General features: G+C 60.4%; 23 protein-coding genes and 1 tRNA gene. 14 read left to right on the forward strand and 10 right to left on the reverse strand.

The features are described from left to right. The first annotated feature begins 4 nt into the window (after window positions 1-4). The 9 genes from HFX_RS13535 (at window position 5) to HFX_RS20090 (ending at window position 5564) form a co-directional block, all read left to right on the forward strand. Entirely contained in the window at window positions 5-373 is a 369-nt protein-coding gene (locus HFX_RS13535) for a hypothetical protein (protein WP_014732403.1), read from the forward strand. A 7-nt stretch (window positions 374-380) separates the two neighbouring features. Next, window positions 381-953, forward strand: coding sequence for a DNA-directed RNA polymerase (locus tag HFX_RS13540; RefSeq protein ID WP_004059329.1), 573 nt, complete (start codon window positions 381-383; stop codon window positions 951-953). Then, entirely contained in the window at window positions 953-1150 is a 198-nt protein-coding gene (gene spt4, locus HFX_RS13545) for a transcription elongation factor subunit Spt4 (RefSeq protein ID WP_004059328.1), read from the forward strand. The genes HFX_RS13540 and spt4 overlap by 1 nt, the downstream gene beginning before the upstream one ends. 2 nt (window positions 1151-1152) lie before the next feature. Next, a complete protein-coding gene (locus HFX_RS13550) occupies window positions 1153-1692 on the forward strand; it encodes a GTP-dependent dephospho-CoA kinase family protein (RefSeq protein ID WP_004059327.1) in 540 nt (179 codons plus the stop codon). A 68-nt stretch (window positions 1693-1760) separates the two neighbouring features. Further along, entirely contained in the window at window positions 1761-2066 is a 306-nt protein-coding gene (locus tag HFX_RS13555; RefSeq protein WP_004059326.1) for a 30S ribosomal protein S24e, read from the forward strand. A 33-nt stretch (window positions 2067-2099) separates the two neighbouring features. Continuing rightward, the gene (locus HFX_RS13560; protein WP_004059325.1) at window positions 2100-3758 is read left to right on the forward strand and encodes a bifunctional N(6)-L-threonylcarbamoyladenine synthase/serine/threonine protein kinase; all 1659 of its coding nucleotides are present in this window, start codon (window positions 2100-2102) and stop codon (window positions 3756-3758) included. Window positions 3759-3823: 65 nt separating this feature from the next. Next, a complete protein-coding gene (locus tag HFX_RS13565) occupies window positions 3824-4099 on the forward strand; it encodes a DUF5808 domain-containing protein (RefSeq protein ID WP_004059324.1) in 276 nt (91 codons plus the stop codon). Window positions 4100-4184: 85 nt separating this feature from the next. Then, entirely contained in the window at window positions 4185-4823 is a 639-nt protein-coding gene (locus HFX_RS13570; protein WP_004059323.1) for a non-canonical purine NTP pyrophosphatase, read from the forward strand. A gap of 564 nt (window positions 4824-5387) precedes the next feature. After that, window positions 5388-5564, forward strand: coding sequence for a hypothetical protein (locus HFX_RS20090; RefSeq protein ID WP_004059322.1), 177 nt, complete (start codon window positions 5388-5390; stop codon window positions 5562-5564). 17 nt (window positions 5565-5581) lie between these two features. Here HFX_RS20090 and HFX_RS13575 read toward each other — a convergent pair whose 3' ends face one another. Then, the gene (locus HFX_RS13575) at window positions 5582-6058 is read right to left on the reverse strand and encodes a PIN domain-containing protein (protein ID WP_004059321.1); all 477 of its coding nucleotides are present in this window, start codon (window positions 6056-6058) and stop codon (window positions 5582-5584) included. Window positions 6059-6291: 233 nt separating this feature from the next. Between HFX_RS13575 and HFX_RS13580 the strand changes: the two genes are divergently transcribed. The 3 genes from HFX_RS13580 to HFX_RS13590 are packed head-to-tail and all read left to right on the forward strand — an operon-like array spanning window position 6292 to window position 8894. Continuing rightward, window positions 6292-7347 (forward strand): substrate-binding domain-containing protein, encoded by a 1056-nt coding sequence (locus HFX_RS13580; RefSeq protein WP_014732400.1) that lies wholly within the window; start codon window positions 6292-6294, stop codon window positions 7345-7347. 24 nt (window positions 7348-7371) lie between these two features. Further along, on the forward strand, window positions 7372-8064 hold the full coding sequence (locus tag HFX_RS13585; RefSeq protein WP_004059319.1) for an ABC transporter permease: 693 nt from the start codon (window positions 7372-7374) through the stop codon (window positions 8062-8064). Beyond that, a complete protein-coding gene (locus HFX_RS13590; RefSeq protein ID WP_004059318.1) occupies window positions 8061-8894 on the forward strand; it encodes an ABC transporter ATP-binding protein in 834 nt (277 codons plus the stop codon). Before HFX_RS13585 ends, HFX_RS13590 begins: the two co-directional genes overlap by 4 nt. Before the next feature lie 279 nt (window positions 8895-9173). On the opposite strand, the gene HFX_RS13595 is transcribed toward HFX_RS13590, so the two are convergent. Then, window positions 9174-9827 (reverse strand): potassium channel family protein, encoded by a 654-nt coding sequence (locus HFX_RS13595; protein WP_004059317.1) that lies wholly within the window; start codon window positions 9825-9827, stop codon window positions 9174-9176. Window positions 9828-9869: 42 nt separating this feature from the next. Continuing rightward, on the reverse strand, window positions 9870-10487 hold the full coding sequence (locus HFX_RS13600; RefSeq protein WP_004059316.1) for a hypothetical protein: 618 nt from the start codon (window positions 10485-10487) through the stop codon (window positions 9870-9872). Window positions 10488-10588: 101 nt separating this feature from the next. Here HFX_RS13600 and HFX_RS13605 point away from each other — a divergent pair, with 101 nt between their 5' ends. After that, the gene (locus HFX_RS13605; protein WP_179955345.1) at window positions 10589-11200 is read left to right on the forward strand and encodes a metal-dependent hydrolase; all 612 of its coding nucleotides are present in this window, start codon (window positions 10589-10591) and stop codon (window positions 11198-11200) included. A gap of 187 nt (window positions 11201-11387) precedes the next feature. Here the strand turns inward: HFX_RS13605 and HFX_RS13610 are convergent, their stop codons facing one another. Continuing rightward, window positions 11388-12713, reverse strand: a complete 1326-nt coding sequence (locus tag HFX_RS13610; protein ID WP_004059314.1) for an MFS transporter — start codon at window positions 12711-12713, stop codon at window positions 11388-11390. A gap of 136 nt (window positions 12714-12849) precedes the next feature. On the opposite strand from HFX_RS13610, the gene HFX_RS13615 reads away from it, so the two are divergent. Beyond that, window positions 12850-13353 carry a hypothetical protein gene (locus HFX_RS13615; protein ID WP_004059313.1) on the forward strand — a complete coding sequence of 168 codons (504 nt, stop codon included), beginning with the start codon at window positions 12850-12852 and terminating at the stop codon, window positions 13351-13353. A gap of 35 nt (window positions 13354-13388) precedes the next feature. On the opposite strand, the gene HFX_RS13620 is transcribed toward HFX_RS13615, so the two are convergent. The 6 genes from HFX_RS13620 to HFX_RS13645 form a co-directional block, all read right to left on the reverse strand. Then, window positions 13389-14288 carry a DUF7537 family lipoprotein gene (locus HFX_RS13620; protein ID WP_004059312.1) on the reverse strand — a complete coding sequence of 300 codons (900 nt, stop codon included), beginning with the start codon at window positions 14286-14288 and terminating at the stop codon, window positions 13389-13391. Window positions 14289-14383: 95 nt separating this feature from the next. After that, on the reverse strand, window positions 14384-14728 hold the full coding sequence (locus tag HFX_RS13625) for a hypothetical protein (protein ID WP_004059311.1): 345 nt from the start codon (window positions 14726-14728) through the stop codon (window positions 14384-14386). Window positions 14729-14835: 107 nt separating this feature from the next. Then, window positions 14836-15531 (reverse strand): GNAT family N-acetyltransferase, encoded by a 696-nt coding sequence (locus tag HFX_RS13630; RefSeq protein ID WP_004059310.1) that lies wholly within the window; start codon window positions 15529-15531, stop codon window positions 14836-14838. 188 nt (window positions 15532-15719) lie between these two features. Next, window positions 15720-17075, reverse strand: coding sequence for a hypothetical protein (locus tag HFX_RS13635; RefSeq protein ID WP_004059309.1), 1356 nt, complete (start codon window positions 17073-17075; stop codon window positions 15720-15722). Further along, complete coding sequence (locus HFX_RS13640; protein WP_004059308.1) at window positions 17076-17336, reverse strand: hypothetical protein; 261 nt, start codon at window positions 17334-17336, stop codon at window positions 17076-17078. Window positions 17337-18503: 1167 nt separating this feature from the next. Beyond that, a tRNA-Thr gene (locus HFX_RS13645) sits at window positions 18504-18575 on the reverse strand. Window positions 18576-18781 lie beyond the last annotated feature (206 nt).

Consider the following 18781-nt stretch of genomic DNA (forward strand, 5'->3'; position numbering starts at 1 on the left):
CGTCATGGACACGAACGCACTCATGATGCCGGTCGAACTCAACGTTCGCGTGTTCGACGAACTCGACCGGCTTCTCGCGGCCGACGCGGACCTCGTGGTCCCCACGGCCGTCCTCGACGAGCTGGAGAAGCTCTCGACGGGCGGCGGGACCGAGGGCGTCGCGGCGAGTGTGGGTGCGGACCTGGCGAACCGGTGCCGGGCGGTCGAGACGGACGAATCGTACGCCGACGACGCAGTTGTCGAACTCGCCGAATCGGGCGAAGTCGACTACGTCGTCACGAACGACAAGCCCCTCCGTGACCGGGTGCTCGACTGCGGGATTCCCGTCGTCGGCATCCGGGGGCACGCCACACTGGCAATCACGGAACCTTAACGAAACTATGTACAAACGGGTACGACTCAAAGATACAGTCGAAGTCCCACCCCGACACTTGGGCGACGTGACGCCCGAGCGGGTCAAGCGACTGTTGCAGGACAAACTGGAAGGACGGATGGACGAAGACGTGGGGAGCGTCGTCAGTGTCGTGAACGTCAACGACATCGGCGAGGGCACCGTGTTGCCCAACCGCCCCGGCGTCTACTACGAAGCCGACTTCGACGCCATCACCTACGACCCCGACATGCAGGAGGTCGTCGATGGCATCGTGGTCGAAGTGGTCGAGTTCGGTGCCTTCGTCGGTATCGGTCCGGTCGACGGACTGCTGCACGTCTCACAGATTTCCGATGAATACCTCGCCTACGACGGCGAGAACCAGCAACTCGCATCCACCGAGTCCAACCAGACGCTCGCCGTGGACGACGAGGTGCGCGCCCGCATCGTCACAAAGAGCATCGACGAGCGCAACCCGCGCGACTCGAAGATTGGACTCACCGCCAAACAGCCGGGGCTCGGCAAGCACGGTTGGCTCGAAGCAAAGCGCCAGCAGAGCGAGGCCTCGGCGGAGGGTAACTGATGGCGAAGCAGCGTCTCGCCTGCCGCGAGTGTCACTTCGTCAACGACCCGAACAAGCAGACGTGTGATAACTGTGGTTCGACGAGTCTCACCGAAGACTGGGCGGGCTACGTCGTCATCACCCACCCCGAAGAGAGCGAAATCGCCACCGAGATGAACGTCACCGAACCCGGCGGCTACGCGCTCAAGGTCCGCTGAAGATGCTCACCCTGCCGACGGACCTCCGCGCGGCGTTCAAAGAGCCGTTCGGCCCCGTCTACACCGAGGCCGAGGCGCTCCTCGCAGATGCATCCAGCGAGGAGACGGACGCGCCACTCGTCGCCGTCGGCGACGTTGTCACCTTCCACCTCCGCCGCGCCGGTCGCCCACCGGACGTAGCCATCATCGACGGCAAGACGAAACGTGAGGCCGTCGACGAGGAGATTCGTCGAGCAATCGAAACCGGCCGCCTCGTCGAAGTCACCAACGAACCGGGCACTCTCTCTTTCGATCTCGTTTCGGCGCTCGTCGAGGCGCTCGACGCCGAAGAACCGACGACGCTTCTCGTCACGGGCGAAGAGGACCTCGCGACGCTTCCGGCGGTCCTCGCCGCGCCGCTCGGGTCGACAGTCGTCTACGGCCAACCAGACGAAGGAATGGTCCGTGTGACCGTTACAGAGGCCGCTAAGACCGAAATGCGCGACCTCCTCGCGCAGTTCGACGGCGACATCGAGACGGTTCTTTCCCCCCTCGACACCTGATTCAGACGCCTCTTCGTCCCTTCGAAATCCTTTTACTTGCTTCGCGGGGAATTACTGGTAACTGAACCATGGATATCGAAATCATCTCCGAGGAGGAGAACCCCATGTTGCACCGGACGGACGTCCGATTCGAGATCGTCCACGAGGAAGCTACGCCCTCCCGTCTGTCGGTCCGCGACTCGCTCGCGGCCAAGCTGAACAAGGACTCCGACGAAGTCGTCGTCCACGAACTCGACACGAAGTTCGGTATGCGCAAGACGGCGGGCTACGCGAAGGTCTACGAGAGCCCCGAGTTCGCACGCGACGTCGAACAGGAACACATGCTCGAACGCAACAAGATCACCGACGCCGAAGCCGAAGCCGAAGAGGCCTAATTTCGGCTTCGAATCGCCGTTTCTTCACACTCGATGCGCATTCTCGGAATCGAAGGTACAGCGTGGGCCGCGAGCGCCGCGGTTTTCGAAACGGACGACCCCGACGCGCTCAGTACTGAAACGTATCGAACGCCGGACCCGTCTGCGGACCACGTCTTTATCGAATCGAATCCCTACCAACCCGAAAGCGGCGGCATCCATCCGCGCGAGGCCGCAGAACACATGGGAAACGCTATTCCCGAAGTGGTCGACACGGCACTCGCACACGCCGCCGACAGACACGACGGTGACGGCCCGATTGTCGACGGCGTCGCCTTCTCTCGCGGCCCCGGGCTCGGCCCGTGTCTCCGTATCGTCGGCACCGCGGCCCGTGCTGTCGCCCAGACGCTCGGTGTGCCGCTCCTCGGCGTCAATCACATGGTCGCCCACCTCGAAATCGGGCGCTACCAATCCGGGTTCGAATCGCCCGTCTGTCTGAACGCGTCGGGCGCGAACGCCCACCTGCTCGGCTACCACAACGGTCGGTACCGCGTCCTCGGAGAGACGATGGACACCGGCGTCGGCAACTCCATCGACAAGTTCACCCGCCACGTCGGCTGGACTCACCCCGGCGGCCCGAAGGTCGAACAGGCCGCGAAAGACGGCTCGTACGTCGACTTGCCGTACGTCGTCAAGGGGATGGACTTCTCGTTTTCGGGCATCATGAGCGCCGCGAAGCAGGAAGCGGACGCCGGAACGCCCGTCGAAGACATCTGCGTCGGATTACAGGAGACCATCTTCGCGATGCTCACCGAAGTCGCCGAGCGCGCCCTGTCGCTGACGGGGACGGACGAACTCGTCCTCGGCGGCGGCGTCGGGCAGAACGCCCGTCTCCGCGAGATGCTCGCCGAAATGTGCGAGCAGCGCGGTGCGAAATTCCACGCACCCGAACCGCGGTTCCTCCGCGACAACGCGGGGATGATTGCGGTGCTCGGTGCACGGATGCTCAATTCGGGCGACGCGCTTTCGGTCGAAGAATCCTCGGTCGACCCGAACTTCCGCCCGGACCAGGTAGCGGTGACGTGGCGCGGGGCCGACGAATCGGTCGCGCGCGCGTACACCGACGACGGCGCAATCCGCGGGGCCGAAGCGACAGTCGATATCGGCACCGACGAGGTCGTAAAGCGGCGCGTCCCGAAGACGTATCGCCACCCCGAACTGGACGACCGACTCCGGCGCGAGCGGACGAAAGCCGAAGCGCGCCTGACGAGCGATGCGCGGCGCGCCGGCGTCCGAACACCAATCGTCCGCGACGTAGACCCCATCGAGGCCGTTATCACCTTCCAAAAGGTCGGTGATGCGGACCTCGCAGAGCGCCTCAGTCCCGAGGCCGCTCGTACTGTCGGCGAGTATCTCGCGAAACTCCACCGGGTAGGAATCGTTCACGGCGACCCGACCACACGGAACGTCCGCGTCGAGAGTGGGACGCACGGAACCTCTCGCGTCTTCCTCATCGACTTCGGTCTCGGGTTCCACACGGACCACGTCGAGGACCACGCGATGGACCTTCACGTATTCGCCCAGAGCGTCGAAGGCACCGCTGACGACGCCGAGCCGCTGCTCGACGCCCTCGAAGCGGGGTACGAATCTATCGGCTCCGACGAGGTCATTACCCGACTTCGCGAAGTCGAATCCCGCGGCCGGTACCGGTAGTCGGCGGTCGGTGATTCCATCGTAAGGCCAAAACGATTTATCGCCCGCCAGCATATTCGTCTCATATGGTAGACAAACCGCAGAGCGGAACTCTCTTTGGCATCCCATACAACTTCGAGCGCCCGAGCGTGGGCCGACTACTATCATCTTACTGGCAACCCGGTGAGGGGATGCTCGTCGAGAAGCCATTCGGCATCGGTTACACGCTGAATCTCGCGAGTTGGCGGTCGTGGGTCGTCCTTCTCGTCGCCGGTGGCCTGCTCTGGAACGAGCGCCAGAAAGCGGAGGAAAAAGAAGAGGTAGAGGCCGACGAAGGTCCCGTCGAGGTCATCGTCGACTAACTCCGAGAACGAACGAACTACCAGCGGACGGACAGACGAACGACACACCGACGACTTTTCGATGCCCGCCCCCGGAGGGGCGGACATGCTCAGATACGTTACGACGAACGAGGGAAAGGTCCGCGAGGCACTCGACTACCTCGACGACGACGTGACACAACTCGACTTCGACTACACCGAGATTCAGGCGGCCGAACTCGGTCCAATCGCGGCCCACGGTGCCCGCGAAGCCTACCGCTACGCCGACGAGCCAGTCCTCGTCGACGACGCCGGCCTGTTCATCGACGGGTTCGACGGTTTCCCCGGCCCGTACTCGTCGTACGCCGAGGACACGCTCGGAGTCGAGGCGGTCTACCGACTCGCCGCCGCCGAACTCGACGAACCGCGGCGCGCCTCCTTCCGCTGCGTGCTCGCGTACTGTGACGGCCAGCCATTCGAAGCGAGTCCCAACCCAATCGACCGCGACGACAGGACGGTTGCGGCCGCCCGTGGCGCGGAGCAGGACGAAGAGGAGACGGACGTGCTTCCCGTGAAGTTGTTCGAAGGCGTCGTCAACGGGCGTATCGTCCCGCCGCGCGGTGAGGGTGGATTCGGGTACGACCCGATTTTCGAACATGACGGAACGACGTTTGCCGAGATGAGCGCCGAAGAGAAGAATTCGATTTCCCACCGGGGGCGGGCGTTAGCGAAGTTTGCGACGTGGTATGCTGAGCGAACGGCGTGAGCGAAGCATGCCTCGTCGGGCGCGAAGCGTCCGACGGTGGTACGCCGAACGCTAGTGAGGCGTACGTCGAGAACCGTTGGTTTTCGGGAGTACGCCGAAGGTAGTGAGGCGTACGCTGGAAATCAGAGATTTCCAGAAGTTCGCTGAAGCTAGTGAAGCGAACGGCGTGAGCGAAGCAAGCGGCACAACCCCTGACGAATGAGAACGATTCACGCGAATTAGTCCGTCTCAGGCCGAAAAGCGCACTACTGACCCGAGAATTTGATATGGCCGGGCGTAGCATGTCAACTATGATGTTCCCCGACCGTGACCCTCCAGTCGCGCTCGTTACCGGGTTCGGTTCAACCGGTGACATCGGCCGCACGCCCTCCCCAGGACCGGCCACAGGCTGGTGCAACCGAGCGGCCGTCCGAAAGACGGTACGTCTCGTCCAGCCACGCCCACAGCCAGATGTGTATCGACTCGTGAATCCGCTTCAACAGTCCAACTGACGATGGAACGTATCGAAGCTCACCGATTCGGTTCAGGAGTACACACAGTCGCTATCGACGCACACGGAGGAACATGAATCGAGCGACCGCCGTCGCTGCCGGCGCAGCGAGTGGCTATGGCGTCGCCGTCTTCGCAGCTATCGCGGTGTTCTTCCAGGATATGTCCGGAAGCGTCAGCGTCGCGGTCGCATTCGGCGTCGTGACCCTGCTCGCGACGTTCGCCGTGACGCGCGTCACTCACGACAAGTGAGCGACCTGCTGTGACTGTTACGCCCGCGGGTCGCGGTCCGGACCCGGATAGGGGTCGTCCGCGACCTCGGCGTAGAGACTTTCCGGCGCGAATAGCGACGCAAACGCCTTCGGGTGACGAATGCTGACCGGGAAGCGTTCGCCGAGCGACACGCCCGCCTCCGCGGAGCGAAGTCGCTCGTCGAACGTGAGCAGATGCATCGCACCGCCGTGATAGGCAGCTGCGAGTGCGGGATGGTCGCCTTCTGGATGGTCGACGACTTCGGCCCACTCGTCGACCTTGGTACGCCAGTCCGCGGCGAGTTCCTCGTCCGAGAGCGTCGAAATGACCGCCTCGGCGTCGTCGAGAAGAGCGTCGCTGGCGACGAGCGTCGTCCACGAATGGCCCCGAAGCTGGTCGAGTGCGGCTCTGGACGGCCCGTCGACGAGAAGGTCGGCGGCGAGTACGTCAGCGTCGGCGACGACTCGCGTGGGCGACGGCTCGACCTCAGGCATCGTCGCCTCGGTGGGCGCGAAGCGCCTCAGTAATCTCCGTTTCGGTCGTCTCGTACGCTGCTGCGCGGACGAAGAGTGACTCCCAGTTCATAGACGAACAGACGTATTCGTTGGAGATGAATCCGACGCAACCACCCATGGGTTCGAAGTGATTACGCGGGGCGAATATTTGAACCATTAATAATTACATCGCGTGGGAAACAGTTAATTCCCGTTCAGCACAGGAGACAGTCATGACGATACAGCGACGGCGCTTCTTGCAGGCGGCGGGGGTCGGTGCGATTCTCGGACTGAGTGGTTGTACGGGCGAGTCGAATCCGCAGCAGGCAGACGACGGAACACAGACAGACACCGCCTCCGGCGGTGGTTCGGGCGAGGGTGACAGTGGTACGAAACAGGAGTTGACGCTGGCAACGACCACGAGTACCTACGACACGGGGCTCCTCGATGCGCTCAACCCGGTGTTCGAAGAGAAGTTCAACGCCCGAGTGAAGACCATCTCGCAGGGGACCGGCGCAGCCATCGAGACGGCTCGAAACGGGGACGCCGATGTTATTCTCGTCCACGCTCGCGGCGCGGAAGACGAGTTCCTGCAGGAGGGCTACGGCGTCAACCGCCGAGACGTGATGTTCAACGACTTCGTCATCGTGGGACCGTCGAACGACCCCGCCGGAATCAAGGGGATGGAACGTGCGACCGAGGCATTTGCGACCATCGCCGAGTCCGAATCGACGTTCGTCTCGCGCGGCGACGACTCCGGGACGAACAAGAAGGAACTGCTCATCTGGGACGCCGCTGGCGTGGACCCGAGCGGAAAGTGGTACCGCGAAATCGGCAAGGGGATGGGCGACACACTCGTTCAGGCCGACCAGTCGGGTGCGTACACGCTCTCAGACCGCGGGACGTACCTCGCGACGAAGACCAACATCAAATCAGAGATTCTGGTGCAGGGACCGCTCAAAGGCGGCCCGACCATTCTGAAGAACCCCTACGGCGTCATCCCGGTCAACCCCGCGAAGTACCCCGACGTGAACTACGCGCTGGCGATGGCCTACGTCGGATTCCTCACGAGTCCCGAGGGACAAAACATCATAAGCAGTTACACCGCAAACGGCTCGCAGTTGTTCTTCCCGAACGCGCTCTCTGAGTCCTCACAGTTCGGTCAGTACGTTCCCGAAGAGTACGAGGGTGGAAACGCTGCAAACGCCTCGACGGCAGACGCCTCAGCGTCGGTCTCCGACGCGCAGTTCGAACAGTGGGTTACGGAGAACGTCCCCGAGGACTTTTAGTCCGGTCAGCCCCCATCACATCCCGTGTTCGGCCTTGGCGACCTGAATCTCACCTACCTCGTCAGCATTACTCTCGTCTCACTGTACGTGAGTACCGTGGCTGTCGTCCTCAGCGCCGCCATCGGCCTTCCGATATCCCTCGCCGTCGGCTTCCGCGACTTTTACGGAAAGTCCGTCGTAACCTCCATCATCTCGACGGGGATGGGATTTCCGAGCGTCGTCGTGGGTCTCGTCGTCCTCCTCGGACTCTCACGGTCGGGACCGCTCGGCACGTTCGACCTCCTGTTTACGCCCGAGGCCATGATTATCTCGCAGACGATTCTCGCACTCCCCGTCCTCGTGAGCGTCTCGCTTTCCGCGGTCCAATCGGTCCCACAGGACCTCAGAGACGCCGCGTTCGCCGCGGGCGGAACCTCGACTGACGTTGCCTTCCTCGTCGTCCGTGAGGCTCGCTACGGTATCGTCACGGCACTCTTAGCCGCGTACGGCCGCGCCATAAGCGAAGTCGGGTCCGTGCTCATCGTCGGCGGTAACATCGTCTTCTCCGACAGCACGTCGTTCACGCGGACGCTCACGACCGCCATCACGGTCGAAGCGCGGAAGGGGAACATCGAGACGGGTATCGCCCTCGGAACGATTCTGTTGACGCTCGTCCTGACAGTGAACGCACTCGGCGCGCGCTTCCGTGACCGAACGCCGAGGGGAGGCAACCGATGACGAGCGAGAGGCGGTCACCGGATACGCACGAGTCGGCAGCAACAGGCGAAAAGCGGGCAGGTACCCGACTGGCCGCCCGCAACCTCAGTCACGGCTTCGAAAACGGTGCTATCCTCGAAGACATCTCCATCGCCGTCGAACCCGGCGAGATTCTCGCCGTCGTCGGCCCCTCCGGAACCGGAAAGACGACGCTCTTTCGACTGCTCGCGATGTTCGAGCGACCGACAGATGGGACGGTCGAAGTCGACGGCGACGACGTGTGGGAACTCCCCGAAGAGCGTCGGCTAGCCGTTAGACGCCGGGTTGGAATGGCGTTTCAGAGTCGGAGTCTCTTCTCTTCGACTGTCGTCGAGAACGTCTCGTACGGACTGCGCGTGCGGCGGGCGTGGTCGGCTCGGCTCCGCGATGCGGTCGAGAGCGCCTTCGGCTCCGACGAACCGTCAGAGACCGTCGTGACGGCGTTGCAGACTGTCGGCATGGCGGATAAGATACACCGCGACGCTGCGTCGCTCTCAGCCGGTGAGGCCCAACGGGTTGCCATCGCGCGGGCGCTCGCGCCGGACCCCGACGTGTTACTCCTCGACGAGCCGACGTCGAATCTCGACCCGCGAAACACCGCCGCCATCGAGTCGGCGATGCGAGCAGCGCGCGACCGCGGCATCGCCGTCGCGTTGGCGACCCACGATATGCAACAAGCACAACGAGTGTCTGACCGGACGGCCGTCCTCCTTGATGGGACGTGTATCGAATCGGGGCCGACTGCGCAGGTATTCGAATCGCCAGCCGACGACCGGGTTCGAAGATTTGTCGAAGGTAAACTCGTTTACTGATGGCAAAATACCGCGGTTTGCTGGAAGGCGAAAGAGCCGAATATGGGACGTAACCAGCGTGTGACTGCCGTCTGACACAGCTTTAAGGTCCGAGGAGCGTACCCCAGAATAGGGCGCGCATTTCCGGCCTCAGTTCCCATCCTCCCACCCGCGCGCCCGGCACACACCACCACCTTCGTCGTTCTGGTTCCCCCGGTACGGCGTGCGGCGCCGCCACCACGGCGCCATTTTCGAGTGACCTACTCAGTGAGCGAATGCGCTCTGCTCCGAGTCGTGTCATCAGCCGAGGAGCTTCGACCGGACCTCTTTAAGCGCATCGCGTTCCGCAATGAGTGCCAACTGGTCACCGGGTTCAACAATCGTCCCTGGAAGCGGAATCGTCATCGATTCGTGCTTCCGCCCGTGAGCGTAGACGCGCCCACCCGACCCGAGGTCGATGTTAGCGACGTGTTCGCCGATGATGGGTGCACCTTCGGGAACCCGAACCGTTGTGAGACTGAGTTGGTCGGTCAAGTCGCCGATGGCGTTGAAGTCACCCCCGAGGAGTGCCGTCTTCGCACCGGCCGCACCGAGACGTTCGGGATAGACGATTTCGTCGACGCCGTCGGCATAGCGCTCGTAAATCTCCTGCCGGTAGTCTTCGCTGATTCGCATGACCGTCCGGCAGCCGAACTCTTTGCCGAGCATACACGCCGCGAAGTTGATGTTCGGGTCGCCGGTTAGCCCACCAATCGCGTCGGCGTCTTCGATGCCCGCCTCTTTCAGGACACTTTCTGTCCCGCCGTCACCGAGGATGGCGTCGAATCCTTCGTCGCGGGCGCGGTCGACTTTCCGTTCGTTGTTGTCGACGATGGTCAGGTCGTGTCCCTCCTCTCGAAGCACCCGCGCGGTCCGGGAACCGACGCGACCATATCCTACGATAACGCACTTCATGGTATTACTATGCACACCAGGTGGCTAAAAGATAGTCCCCGGTCAGGTTCGGGTGCGTTCGAGGTGTTCAGTTAGCGAGTCGATGGTCTCTGTGAGGGGCGAGGTTCCGAACAGAGCCACGAGGGCCGCGCCGACGCTGTCGAAGACGAGGTCGATAATCGTGTCGCCGAGTCCGTACTGGACGAGGATGGCCTCCATCCCGACTGCGTCGGCCGCGAGGCGTGCACCGAACTCCAACACCTCCCAGAAGACGCCCGCTGCGAGGGTAAAAAGTAGGATGTAAACGAACATAAACCGGTCAGGAAAGTAGACGGCGTCGGAGTACTCGTCGATGGCCCGCGCCGTCGTGTAGCCGACGGCAGCGACCACCGTCGCCGAGAGCGTGTGGGTAACGTGGTCCCACCAATCGATGTAGTGGTACGGCCCGAGCATCCCGATTGCGTGGAGCAGAACCGCCATCGCCAGCCACATGCCAAGAAACGGGTGAAGTCTAATCTGCCAGTCGCGACGGAGTATCGCGGGGAGAAACGTCGCACTGAGCGCGACGACAGCGTTGACGAGGACGCTCAGATTCCGCGTATACACGCCCGCGAAGAAGATGAGACAGATAGCGAGCTGTATCGCTCGGCCTACCACTCGCTCGCTCTGCTGTGACCACATAGATACCGATACGTACGCCATAGACACGCTAAATCCCGGTGTGGCAAGAGCTAGCACAACCACCGACATTGTTTTTCCTTCTGGTTACATACGCCCCACCGATGATGGCCACCACTCACGCCCTCGCGGGTGTCGTCCTCGGCACCGCCGTGTGGGCGTTGGTCCCCGAGGCCGGGATGCTTCCGGTCCTCGCGGCCGCACTGGGCGGCCTGTTCCCCGACTTCGACTTGTACGCAGGACACCGGAAAACACTCCACTTCCCTGTGTATTTCAGCGCACTCGCCGCTCCAGCGAGTGTAATCGCCGCGTTGAATCCGACTACCACCAGCCTCGCCGTCGCACTGTTCCTCGCGGCCGCCGCGCTGCACTCCGCTTCGGACGTGCTCGGCGGCGGCCTCGAACTCAAGCCGTGGCTCGGCACGTCCGAGCGCGCCGTGTACGACCACTGGAATGGCCGCTGGCTCGCCCCGAAACGGCTGATTCGGTACGATGGCGCACCTGAAGACCTCGCGCTAACGCTTGCCTTCGCCGTTCCACCTGTCGTCGCCTTTGACGGACTCGTCGAGATGCTCGTCATCGGTGCAGTCGCTATCTCGGGCATCTACGTGCTGCTCCGGAAACCGATGGTCACGATTGCCGAGAAACTCGTCGATGCGATGCCAGACCACGTTATCGACCACGTCCCCGAACGATTCGTGCAGGACCTCCGGTAGTCGGTCCCGTCGTCCAGCCCGGCCGTCACAACTCCGAAAAAGGAGAAGACGAAGACGCGTAACTGCTCACACCAGACAGTCTTAGTCAAACAGTAGGTGGTTGAGAGGGAGTCGGTTAGTCAGGAATCGAGTAGTCAGGAGTTGGCTAGTCAGGAATCGAGTAGTCGGCCAGTCAAGAGTCGGTTAGTCAATCGGTCACTTCGGCACTCTTCGTCGGTGTTGCCTCGGTCCGTGACTCGCGTCGGTGGAGCAGATAGGCACACAGCACCGCGATACTTCCTGCAGCGGTGGCAATACCGAACGCCACGCGATAGCCAGCGGGTGTGTAGACTCGTGCGCCGGCGACGGTCTCGCCCGTCCAGTAGGCGTCGAGCGCGAAGCCCATCACCGCGGGGAAAACGGCCGCGCCGAAGTACCCCATGCTGTTTATCGCACCTGTCGCCGTCGCACTCGCGGTTGCGTCGTGTCGCTCCTTGGCGACGGTGAAAGCGATGACCGCCCCTCCCATGACAAACAGGGCGGCGAAAAGCAGGACGCCGACCACGAGCAACGGCGGCGTCACGAGGAGGAAGATGAGACTGTAGGAGACAGTAAACACCAGACAAGACGCGAGGATGAATTCGGTTCGGTGGCCCAGTCGGTCCGAGAGCGTCCCGATGACGGGCGACCCGAGGAGAAACCCGATGTTGCCGACGAAAACGAAAAGCGAAGCCGTCTGAACCGACACGTCGTAGAGGTCGGCAATGTACGGCACCCCCCACAATCCGGTGACGGTGAAGTTCGTCCCGATGACCAGAAAGAGCATCGTCCCCATCAACCACGTCTCGAACTCCCCGAGAACTCGTCTGGTGTTCGTGACGACGGTCGAGAACTCGACGTTCGACTCCGGTGGCTGGACGCCGTCGAGTGGGTCGAACCCGGCGTCACGCGGTCGGTCTCGAACCGCGAGATACGTCACCACCGCGAGGCCGACACCGCCGACACCGATTGCAAGGAGGACGGACCGCCACCCGGCGCTGTCGATTGCGATAGCCAACGGCGTCGTGGCGAGAACACCGCCCATGCCCGCCGCCGCGACGGTCCACCCGGTCATCGTGGCGAACTCGTCCGGTCGATACCAGTTCGCGAGGAACCGCAACGTCGCCGTGTAGAGGACGCTTCCGCCAAGCCCCAACAGTGCTCGTGAGGCGAACGCGATGCCATAAGTCGGTGCAAGCGCGAATCCGAACACCCCGACTGCCATCACCCCGAGCCCACCGGCGGCAACTCGACGCGACCCCGTACGGTCTACGAGGATTCCCGCGGGTAGCTGTAGCCCGGCGTAGATGTAGAAAAAGGAGGCGTGCAACAGACCGAGTTCCGTTCCGGTCGTGTCGAACGCCCGCGAAAGGTCATCGGCGAGGACGGCCGATGTTACCCGATGGAAACTGACGAGCAGAAACCCGGCCGTGAGGAGCGCCCAGAGGACCCATCGGAGGCGTGTCGGACTGGTCCGAATCGAGAACCGTGTCATGAGTCACGAAACAGAGCGTGCGTGTAAATGTCTATCGAGGAGAACGATGGAAAGCAGGTACCGGTCATCGGGAGAAAAGCTCCCAGTCACAGCCACCCCTCCGGGTTTATGGCAGTGTGTCTTCAGTTCATCTGTGATGGTTACCTTGGAAGACCCAGAACAACTCCGCGACCGAGAAAACATCGCGTTTCACGAGGAGACACACATCGTCGGGCACGAGGAGTTCGAATCCTGCCGCGACGACTTAGATAGTCACGTCGCAGTCGGTGTCACCAACGACGCGAGCGAGGTTCTCCTGATGGACGACGGGTCGCACGGGTGGACACTCACCGCCTTCCCGGCCGAACCGGGCGACGATTGGGTGGCGACTGCCCGCGAAGGAGTGCAGTCGTTGATTGGCGTTCCCGTCGAACTCGACTGCCCGGAGCGAGTCCGCCGTATCGACTTCCAAAAGGAAGGGACGGACCAGCAAACCACGATATACAACGTCGTCTGCCGAGCGGTGCCCGTGGAAGGGTGTCCAGTCGCTTCGAACCCTGAACTCGACGGCGAAGCGCTACAGGACCTCAGATGGTTCGACGAAATTCCGACGGAGTGTGAGGGACCGATTGTCGAGGATATCCGGTTGTTTGTCGAGTGAAAATCCCGCAGGAATGACGAAACCGTCTCCTTCAGTCAGTTCGACGAATTAGCGACAGCCCGGTCGTACCACGATGGCTGTTCCACCATCGTCGACCCGATATCTGAGTAGGTGGCCTGTTCTGTCACGTTCACCTCGTCGCCGTTCAGCGTTCCCTGAAATGATAGCTGATACGTTTTGACGAGTCCGTCCGCAGTGACCGTCGCTGTGAGATTGGCGGCCGTAACGTTCGTCACCATCAGTCCGTCGACTTCCAGTAAATCGCTTTTAAACGACGTCGCAGTGACGCGATAGGTCGATTCGTCCTGCTTCGTGACTGAGTCGTTCGAAAATCCCGCAAGGAGAACCGGGATCCACCCATTGTTGAGCGGTGTACCGCGAGAGACCTCCGACGGGGGGACGGTTTGTCCGCTCGGGCCCGCAATGATTCCGTACGTGCTATTCTGTCCCGTCTCGATTTTTCGGAACGCGACAGACCCGTTTGAATAGTGGGCGACCGTGCCGTTCGTTTCGTTGCCGAACCGCGGGAACGACCCCTCCATAGTCGAATTGAACAGGAAGCGGTTCTCAGTCGATGAGACCTGTGTCGAGACCGTGTTACGGGTGTATACCGTTCCGTTCTCCGCATAACGGATTTCGGAAACTTCCTGCACTGAGTAGGACGACTCTTGGAGAATAGTTTCGTGGGCACCCGATACTGTAAACGGTTCTTCGACACCGTCAGCAGTTATTCCCGGCGGGAATTGGGCGGACTCCTCTGCTGTAGTCGTCGCAGTCGTGGTCGTCGTTGTAGCTGTGTTGGGAGTTGTCGTCGAAGTTGTGTTTGCGGGTGTCGCCGTGTCTGTCGTCGGTGAACCGGGACCGAAGCCAAAGCCGGAACAACCGGCAAGGAGGACGATACTGAGGGCGGCGAGTGCTGACCAGCGAGAGCACATAAAGACAAATTTCTAACAACTCAAGGAATGTCTTGTGGCTACCTCAACACCGTGGACGCAAAACGGACTCTCGTGTCGTTCTCGGGTGAGGTTCCTCAGCAGACAGCTGCCGGTTTCGATTGGGTCTCCGACTCTCCGCGGGTGAGGAGCGCGGTCACGAGGAAAATCGCCGCCGTCGGCAGCATGACCAGTCCGATGGTGAACTGCCAGAAGCCGAGGAGGAACAGCCCAAGAGCACTGCCGACAGTTAGGGCGAATCGATTCCGGACTGCGCCAGCGGCACCAACCCATCCCAACCCGATAACGACCGCGAACAGAACGAGTCGCGATGTTTGATAGCCGGGTTGTGGAAGCAGGGCCACGAGAAATATCGTTTGGAGTGCTGCGGCTGCGACTGACGCTCCTCTGAGGATGTTCGCTTTCGAGTAGGAGGGCATCATATGTTGTGATACGTCTGTTGGTTAGTTAATAGTTTTCTCAGAAGTGGGCCGGTCGTGCAGTCAAACCGTTGAGATGGGGTATTGACACCTACAAAGAGAGACGAGGGTCACGTCTCCGTTCGCCAGTCCTCCGCTAACAGTCCGTAGTGGTGCAAGTCGAGGTGTCGCCCGTTGTGGTAGACGTGGTTACGAAGCGTCCCTTCGTGTGTGAAGCCGAGTTTCTCGGCCAGCCCACGCGAAGCCCGGTTCGAATCGAAGATTCGAGCTACGATTTTGGTAACTGGCAAGTGGTCGAATCCGTATCCGATGAGCAACTGGCAGGCTTCGGTGGCCAATCCTCGACCGTGGAACTCCGGAGCCACGTAACACGTGAGTTCGGCGTTCCCCCAGTCTTTGTCAATATCTACGAGTCTGACTCTCCCCGCTGGCGCTTCATCGCGGCAAATGAGCAGTTCGACGTCCGTATTTTGTTCCTCAAACTGTTGGGCTACTGTGTGTCGGCTTCGAGGGTTCGGAGCGCCGAACCCCTGCCATAAATCGGGGTTGTTGATCATCTCGTGGAGGAAGTCGATGTCCTCCCGTTCGATGGTTCGAAGCGTGACTGTGTCCCCGTGAAGAAACGCGGCTCCGGGCATAATGGAATTTGTTTGATAGAACTGAAATTTGTTTGGGAGTTCGGAGGTTAGTGGGGAGTTGCCGGTGTGCTGTGCTGTCGTCGGGAAGAGGACGTCGGCGAGCAACGCGATGGCGAACGCCGCTGCGAAGACCAGCCCCGCTAACGCCCGTGCTTTTCGAAGTCGCATTCATGAGTCTCTGAGGGTTGGTGGTCGGCCGCGAGGGCCCCTCTTCACGTCGCGGGGCCGGTGATGTCAGTTGGGGGCTCGCTCCGTGAGTCGACGGCGTCAGGGATGGTGACGGTGCGGGGGGTCATCGCGGGTTAATTACAGGGGTGGGGAAAGAGAATCAGCCGCTAACTACGCGCCTAAAGCGTTCAGGCCGATCTCGGGACTTTGTAAATCTTGAATGTGAGTTCTACGCTGGCATTCGCAGTCTGCTCGATGAACGCAACACGGGTTTCGCCACCGCCGTAACGCATCTCGTGTCGCACGTCGACCGCGGCCGCCGGCTCAGTTGCGAATGACCACACTGGCAAAACAGGCTCTGTCGGACCAGTATCCACGGTCACCACTGTCGAACTCCCGGCCGACACAGTCACAGTCCCCTCGTTGACGACTTGACCTCCGACCAGTTCCTCCCATTCGGAACGTGTGTCGGAGTAAAATCGCGGGAACTCCGTGCTAAGGTTGTAATAAAGCCGACCATTCGCTGGTCCGGCTTTTATGAATGTCGTGGGGTCGGACGACATTTTAGGGAGTGTGGTAACCGTCTCGCTGGTCGTTTCATCGGTGATGATTGAGAGGCCTGGGGCGTCGATGTCGTGAGTTAGACTATTCTGAGCAACGGTCGAGTAGTCAACTGTCTTGATCGTACATCCACGCCTCCCCCTTGCGATGGCGTAGGCGTTCTGAAACGTCGTGTTCTTCCCGATTTTTAAATCTGAGCTGTCGGTGACGACTATACATGGCTCATTATCTCCGTTCGCATCGTAGAGGCTGTTAGAAAATGCTAACACCACCGATTCCTGTTTGGCTTTGATCACGGAGTTCCCGCCACCGGTCCCTACAATCTCTCCCTCACACTCTAGCATCGAATTGATTAGCTCGATGTTATTGTCCGCGCCGGTTGTCCCGGTAATGTCCCATTTTGAGGCAGCGTCGATACGAAGGACAGAGTTCTGACCGACGCCTGCATTTCTGAAGCCTCCGTCAATCACATCACAGTTGATTGTTTTGCAGTAGACGAGATTCCGCAGGAGCAGATTCCGATTGTCGGCGTTCTTCAAGACAACGTTTTCGAGAGTTACCAGCATCGGACCCCACGCGTCAACACCGTACTTGTTCCCACTCGCGTCGAGAACGCCAGCAGGATTCCCGCTCCCGTCGGTTGCCCCAACGATATGGAGGAACGGAACGGACGCCTCTCGGAGTTCGACCAGGTCGGTTGCGGTGTCGCTAATAGTGTCGCTTCCGATGTCTATAGTGAGTCGAGTAGTTCGGTCGCCGTGGATAGGCGCGTCTGCGATGGCGGCATTAATCGTTTGCTTGGGGTTGTCCGCAGAGAGACCGTCGTTCGCGTCGTCGCCGGTCGACCGAACGTACATTGTCACGCCCCCGACATATGCGGATTCTGTAGTTAGCTCTTCGACCGGGACTGCAACCTTGTTTCCAGTGTCTTTGTCGTACGCGACGATCTGTCCGCCTTCGTTTTTGAGTTCGATATCCGTCATTTAAGCCTCCGTGTCCGCAAGTCCGAGTCCTGTGTTTGCTTCGATGACGAGCCGACCGCCATCGTGCCATTCGATACTGTCGAACCACTCGACGCTCGTCGTGGTCGTCGTCGTCTCCGCCGGGACGACGAGCGTTCCGTTCGCGGCCGTGGCCGTCGCGCCCGGCGTCTCTGTGTTATCCTGCGGTTCGTTGTACCCTGCGAGCCCGGCCGTCGCCCCAACGACGACCAGCAACTCCCTTCGCGTGAGACCTGCACCCATTGTGTTACTTTTTCATACATTACAATTGGCATAAATTTTGTCGTGATTATCACGCTGAAGTGTCTGGGAGCACGAGGGAGTCCACCGACAGTGCGCCGGTCCCATCGAGTGTGGTTTGACAGGTACGGTGTGCTGAATATAGAGGGCGTATGCAGCAACTGCTGCCCTCTCTTTCACCGGAGGTCGGTTAGATTGTCTGATAGAAAGAAACTGTGTACGCCTCAGATTGGACAGCACGTGTCTGAGTAAGTACGCTCGTGAGTTACAATCCGCCGATTGCGATTCCACCACCGTATAATATAATCAGCAGACCGGCGGCTCGGCCAAGCATTATGGACTCTTGACTCATCTCGACATCGGTTGCACTTTGTTTGGTCCCCATCGTTCTCGAGGCGCGCCTGATTTTGTCTACAAGAGGGTGGGTGATTCACAACGGCTAACGCACCCATCGCCGCGATTGCAAGCCCTATCCCGACCCGGAGAAGATCGGTCATAGAGGTACCCAACAGACAGTCGTATGAATATTTTGTCACTTAGCATATACTTCCACCCCTTCCGTGAGGAGTACCTACTCTCTATCCACCACTCGATACAACCAATGATGGCAACGTAGTGATAGCCGATACGCGCTCTGTATTCAGCACGGGGTTACTAAACCATCAACGACTGAGGATTTCAGCGGGGCCAGATAGCATAAGGAATGACCCCGGCTAGAACACGCCGAAACGCTGCGGTCCCGAATCAACGTAACCCGCCGCGAGAAAATTTGTGGATTTTGAATATAGCATAAGGCCGTCCACTAAGCCCTGCTGAAATGTCAACTGCTGTTGTGTGCTATCACTCGCGCGTTCCCGCGTTTCACCGCCATTTCCAGAAAACCGCCTACGGCACAGGGTGGTTGCGCACGCGGGTGTCCTTTCACAGGCCGATTCATCGCAAATCAGGCCGAAAAACGGGTGTCCTTCTCGAATCTAATCGGTTGAAAACTTATGCTAGAGGACCACTGTCTACGAATTACAATTTGCTTCGAAGAAGCAATCCTAGGCCGGGATTTGAACTCACTCGCAAATCGAAGATTTGCTCGCTGCTCAAATCGCCGGGGACGGCATTTCCCTCACCCCGTCGCAGCGCGACAAGACGCGCTGCTCGGGAGTTGGGTTCGGAAAAAGCCTAGGCCGGGATTTGAACCCGGGCTCTCGTCCTTACCAAGGACGCGCTTTACCGCTAAGCTACCCAGGCGCTCTATGGGTGAATATCCCCATTGACGCGCTTTCTGCATCCAATTTTACTACAGGGCTGTATAAGAATGTGATGAAACGCTTCGGGTGTGTCTCAACGTACCGTGCCAAAACAATCCTCCTTTGTTTCTCGGCTATCTGACCCGCGCTCAATGAATTAAACTGGTCCATCAATATTATAAGGAGTGAATCAACGGTAACCGCCGA

The sequence above is a fragment of the Haloferax mediterranei ATCC 33500 genome, assembly GCF_000306765.2.
GTDB classification, from domain to species: Archaea; Halobacteriota; Halobacteria; order Halobacteriales; family Haloferacaceae; genus Haloferax; species Haloferax mediterranei.

Bases quoted from the DNA above. Each gene is read 5' to 3' on its own strand.
- HFX_RS13535 (WP_014732403.1), top strand. From the start codon at position 5: ATGGACACGAACGCACTCATGATGCCGGTCGAACTCAACGTTCGCGTG.
- HFX_RS13540 (WP_004059329.1), top strand. From the start codon at position 381: ATGTACAAACGGGTACGACTCAAAGATACAGTCGAAGTCCCACCCCGA.
- spt4 (WP_004059328.1), top strand. From the start codon at position 953: ATGGCGAAGCAGCGTCTCGCCTGCCGCGAGTGTCACTTCGTCAACGAC.
- HFX_RS13550 (WP_004059327.1), top strand. From the start codon at position 1,153: ATGCTCACCCTGCCGACGGACCTCCGCGCGGCGTTCAAAGAGCCGTTC.
- HFX_RS13555 (WP_004059326.1), top strand. From the start codon at position 1,761: ATGGATATCGAAATCATCTCCGAGGAGGAGAACCCCATGTTGCACCGG.
- HFX_RS13560 (WP_004059325.1), top strand. From the start codon at position 2,100: ATGCGCATTCTCGGAATCGAAGGTACAGCGTGGGCCGCGAGCGCCGCG.
- HFX_RS13565 (WP_004059324.1), top strand. From the start codon at position 3,824: ATGGTAGACAAACCGCAGAGCGGAACTCTCTTTGGCATCCCATACAAC.
- HFX_RS13570 (WP_004059323.1), top strand. From the start codon at position 4,185: ATGCTCAGATACGTTACGACGAACGAGGGAAAGGTCCGCGAGGCACTC.
- HFX_RS20090 (WP_004059322.1), top strand. From the start codon at position 5,388: ATGAATCGAGCGACCGCCGTCGCTGCCGGCGCAGCGAGTGGCTATGGC.
- HFX_RS13575 (WP_004059321.1), bottom strand. From the start codon at position 6,058: ATGCCTGAGGTCGAGCCGTCGCCCACGCGAGTCGTCGCCGACGCTGAC.
- HFX_RS13580 (WP_014732400.1), top strand. From the start codon at position 6,292: ATGACGATACAGCGACGGCGCTTCTTGCAGGCGGCGGGGGTCGGTGCG.
- HFX_RS13590 (WP_004059318.1), top strand. From the start codon at position 8,061: ATGACGAGCGAGAGGCGGTCACCGGATACGCACGAGTCGGCAGCAACA.
- HFX_RS13595 (WP_004059317.1), bottom strand. From the start codon at position 9,827: ATGAAGTGCGTTATCGTAGGATATGGTCGCGTCGGTTCCCGGACCGCG.
- HFX_RS13600 (WP_004059316.1), bottom strand. From the start codon at position 10,487: ATGTGGTCACAGCAGAGCGAGCGAGTGGTAGGCCGAGCGATACAGCTC.
- HFX_RS13605 (WP_179955345.1), top strand. From the start codon at position 10,589: ATGATGGCCACCACTCACGCCCTCGCGGGTGTCGTCCTCGGCACCGCC.
- HFX_RS13610 (WP_004059314.1), bottom strand. From the start codon at position 12,713: ATGACACGGTTCTCGATTCGGACCAGTCCGACACGCCTCCGATGGGTC.
- HFX_RS13615 (WP_004059313.1), top strand. From the start codon at position 12,850: ATGGTTACCTTGGAAGACCCAGAACAACTCCGCGACCGAGAAAACATC.
- HFX_RS13620 (WP_004059312.1), bottom strand. From the start codon at position 14,288: ATGTGCTCTCGCTGGTCAGCACTCGCCGCCCTCAGTATCGTCCTCCTT.
- HFX_RS13625 (WP_004059311.1), bottom strand. From the start codon at position 14,728: ATGATGCCCTCCTACTCGAAAGCGAACATCCTCAGAGGAGCGTCAGTC.
- HFX_RS13630 (WP_004059310.1), bottom strand. From the start codon at position 15,531: ATGCGACTTCGAAAAGCACGGGCGTTAGCGGGGCTGGTCTTCGCAGCG.
- HFX_RS13635 (WP_004059309.1), bottom strand. From the start codon at position 17,075: ATGACGGATATCGAACTCAAAAACGAAGGCGGACAGATCGTCGCGTAC.
- HFX_RS13640 (WP_004059308.1), bottom strand. From the start codon at position 17,336: ATGGGTGCAGGTCTCACGCGAAGGGAGTTGCTGGTCGTCGTTGGGGCG.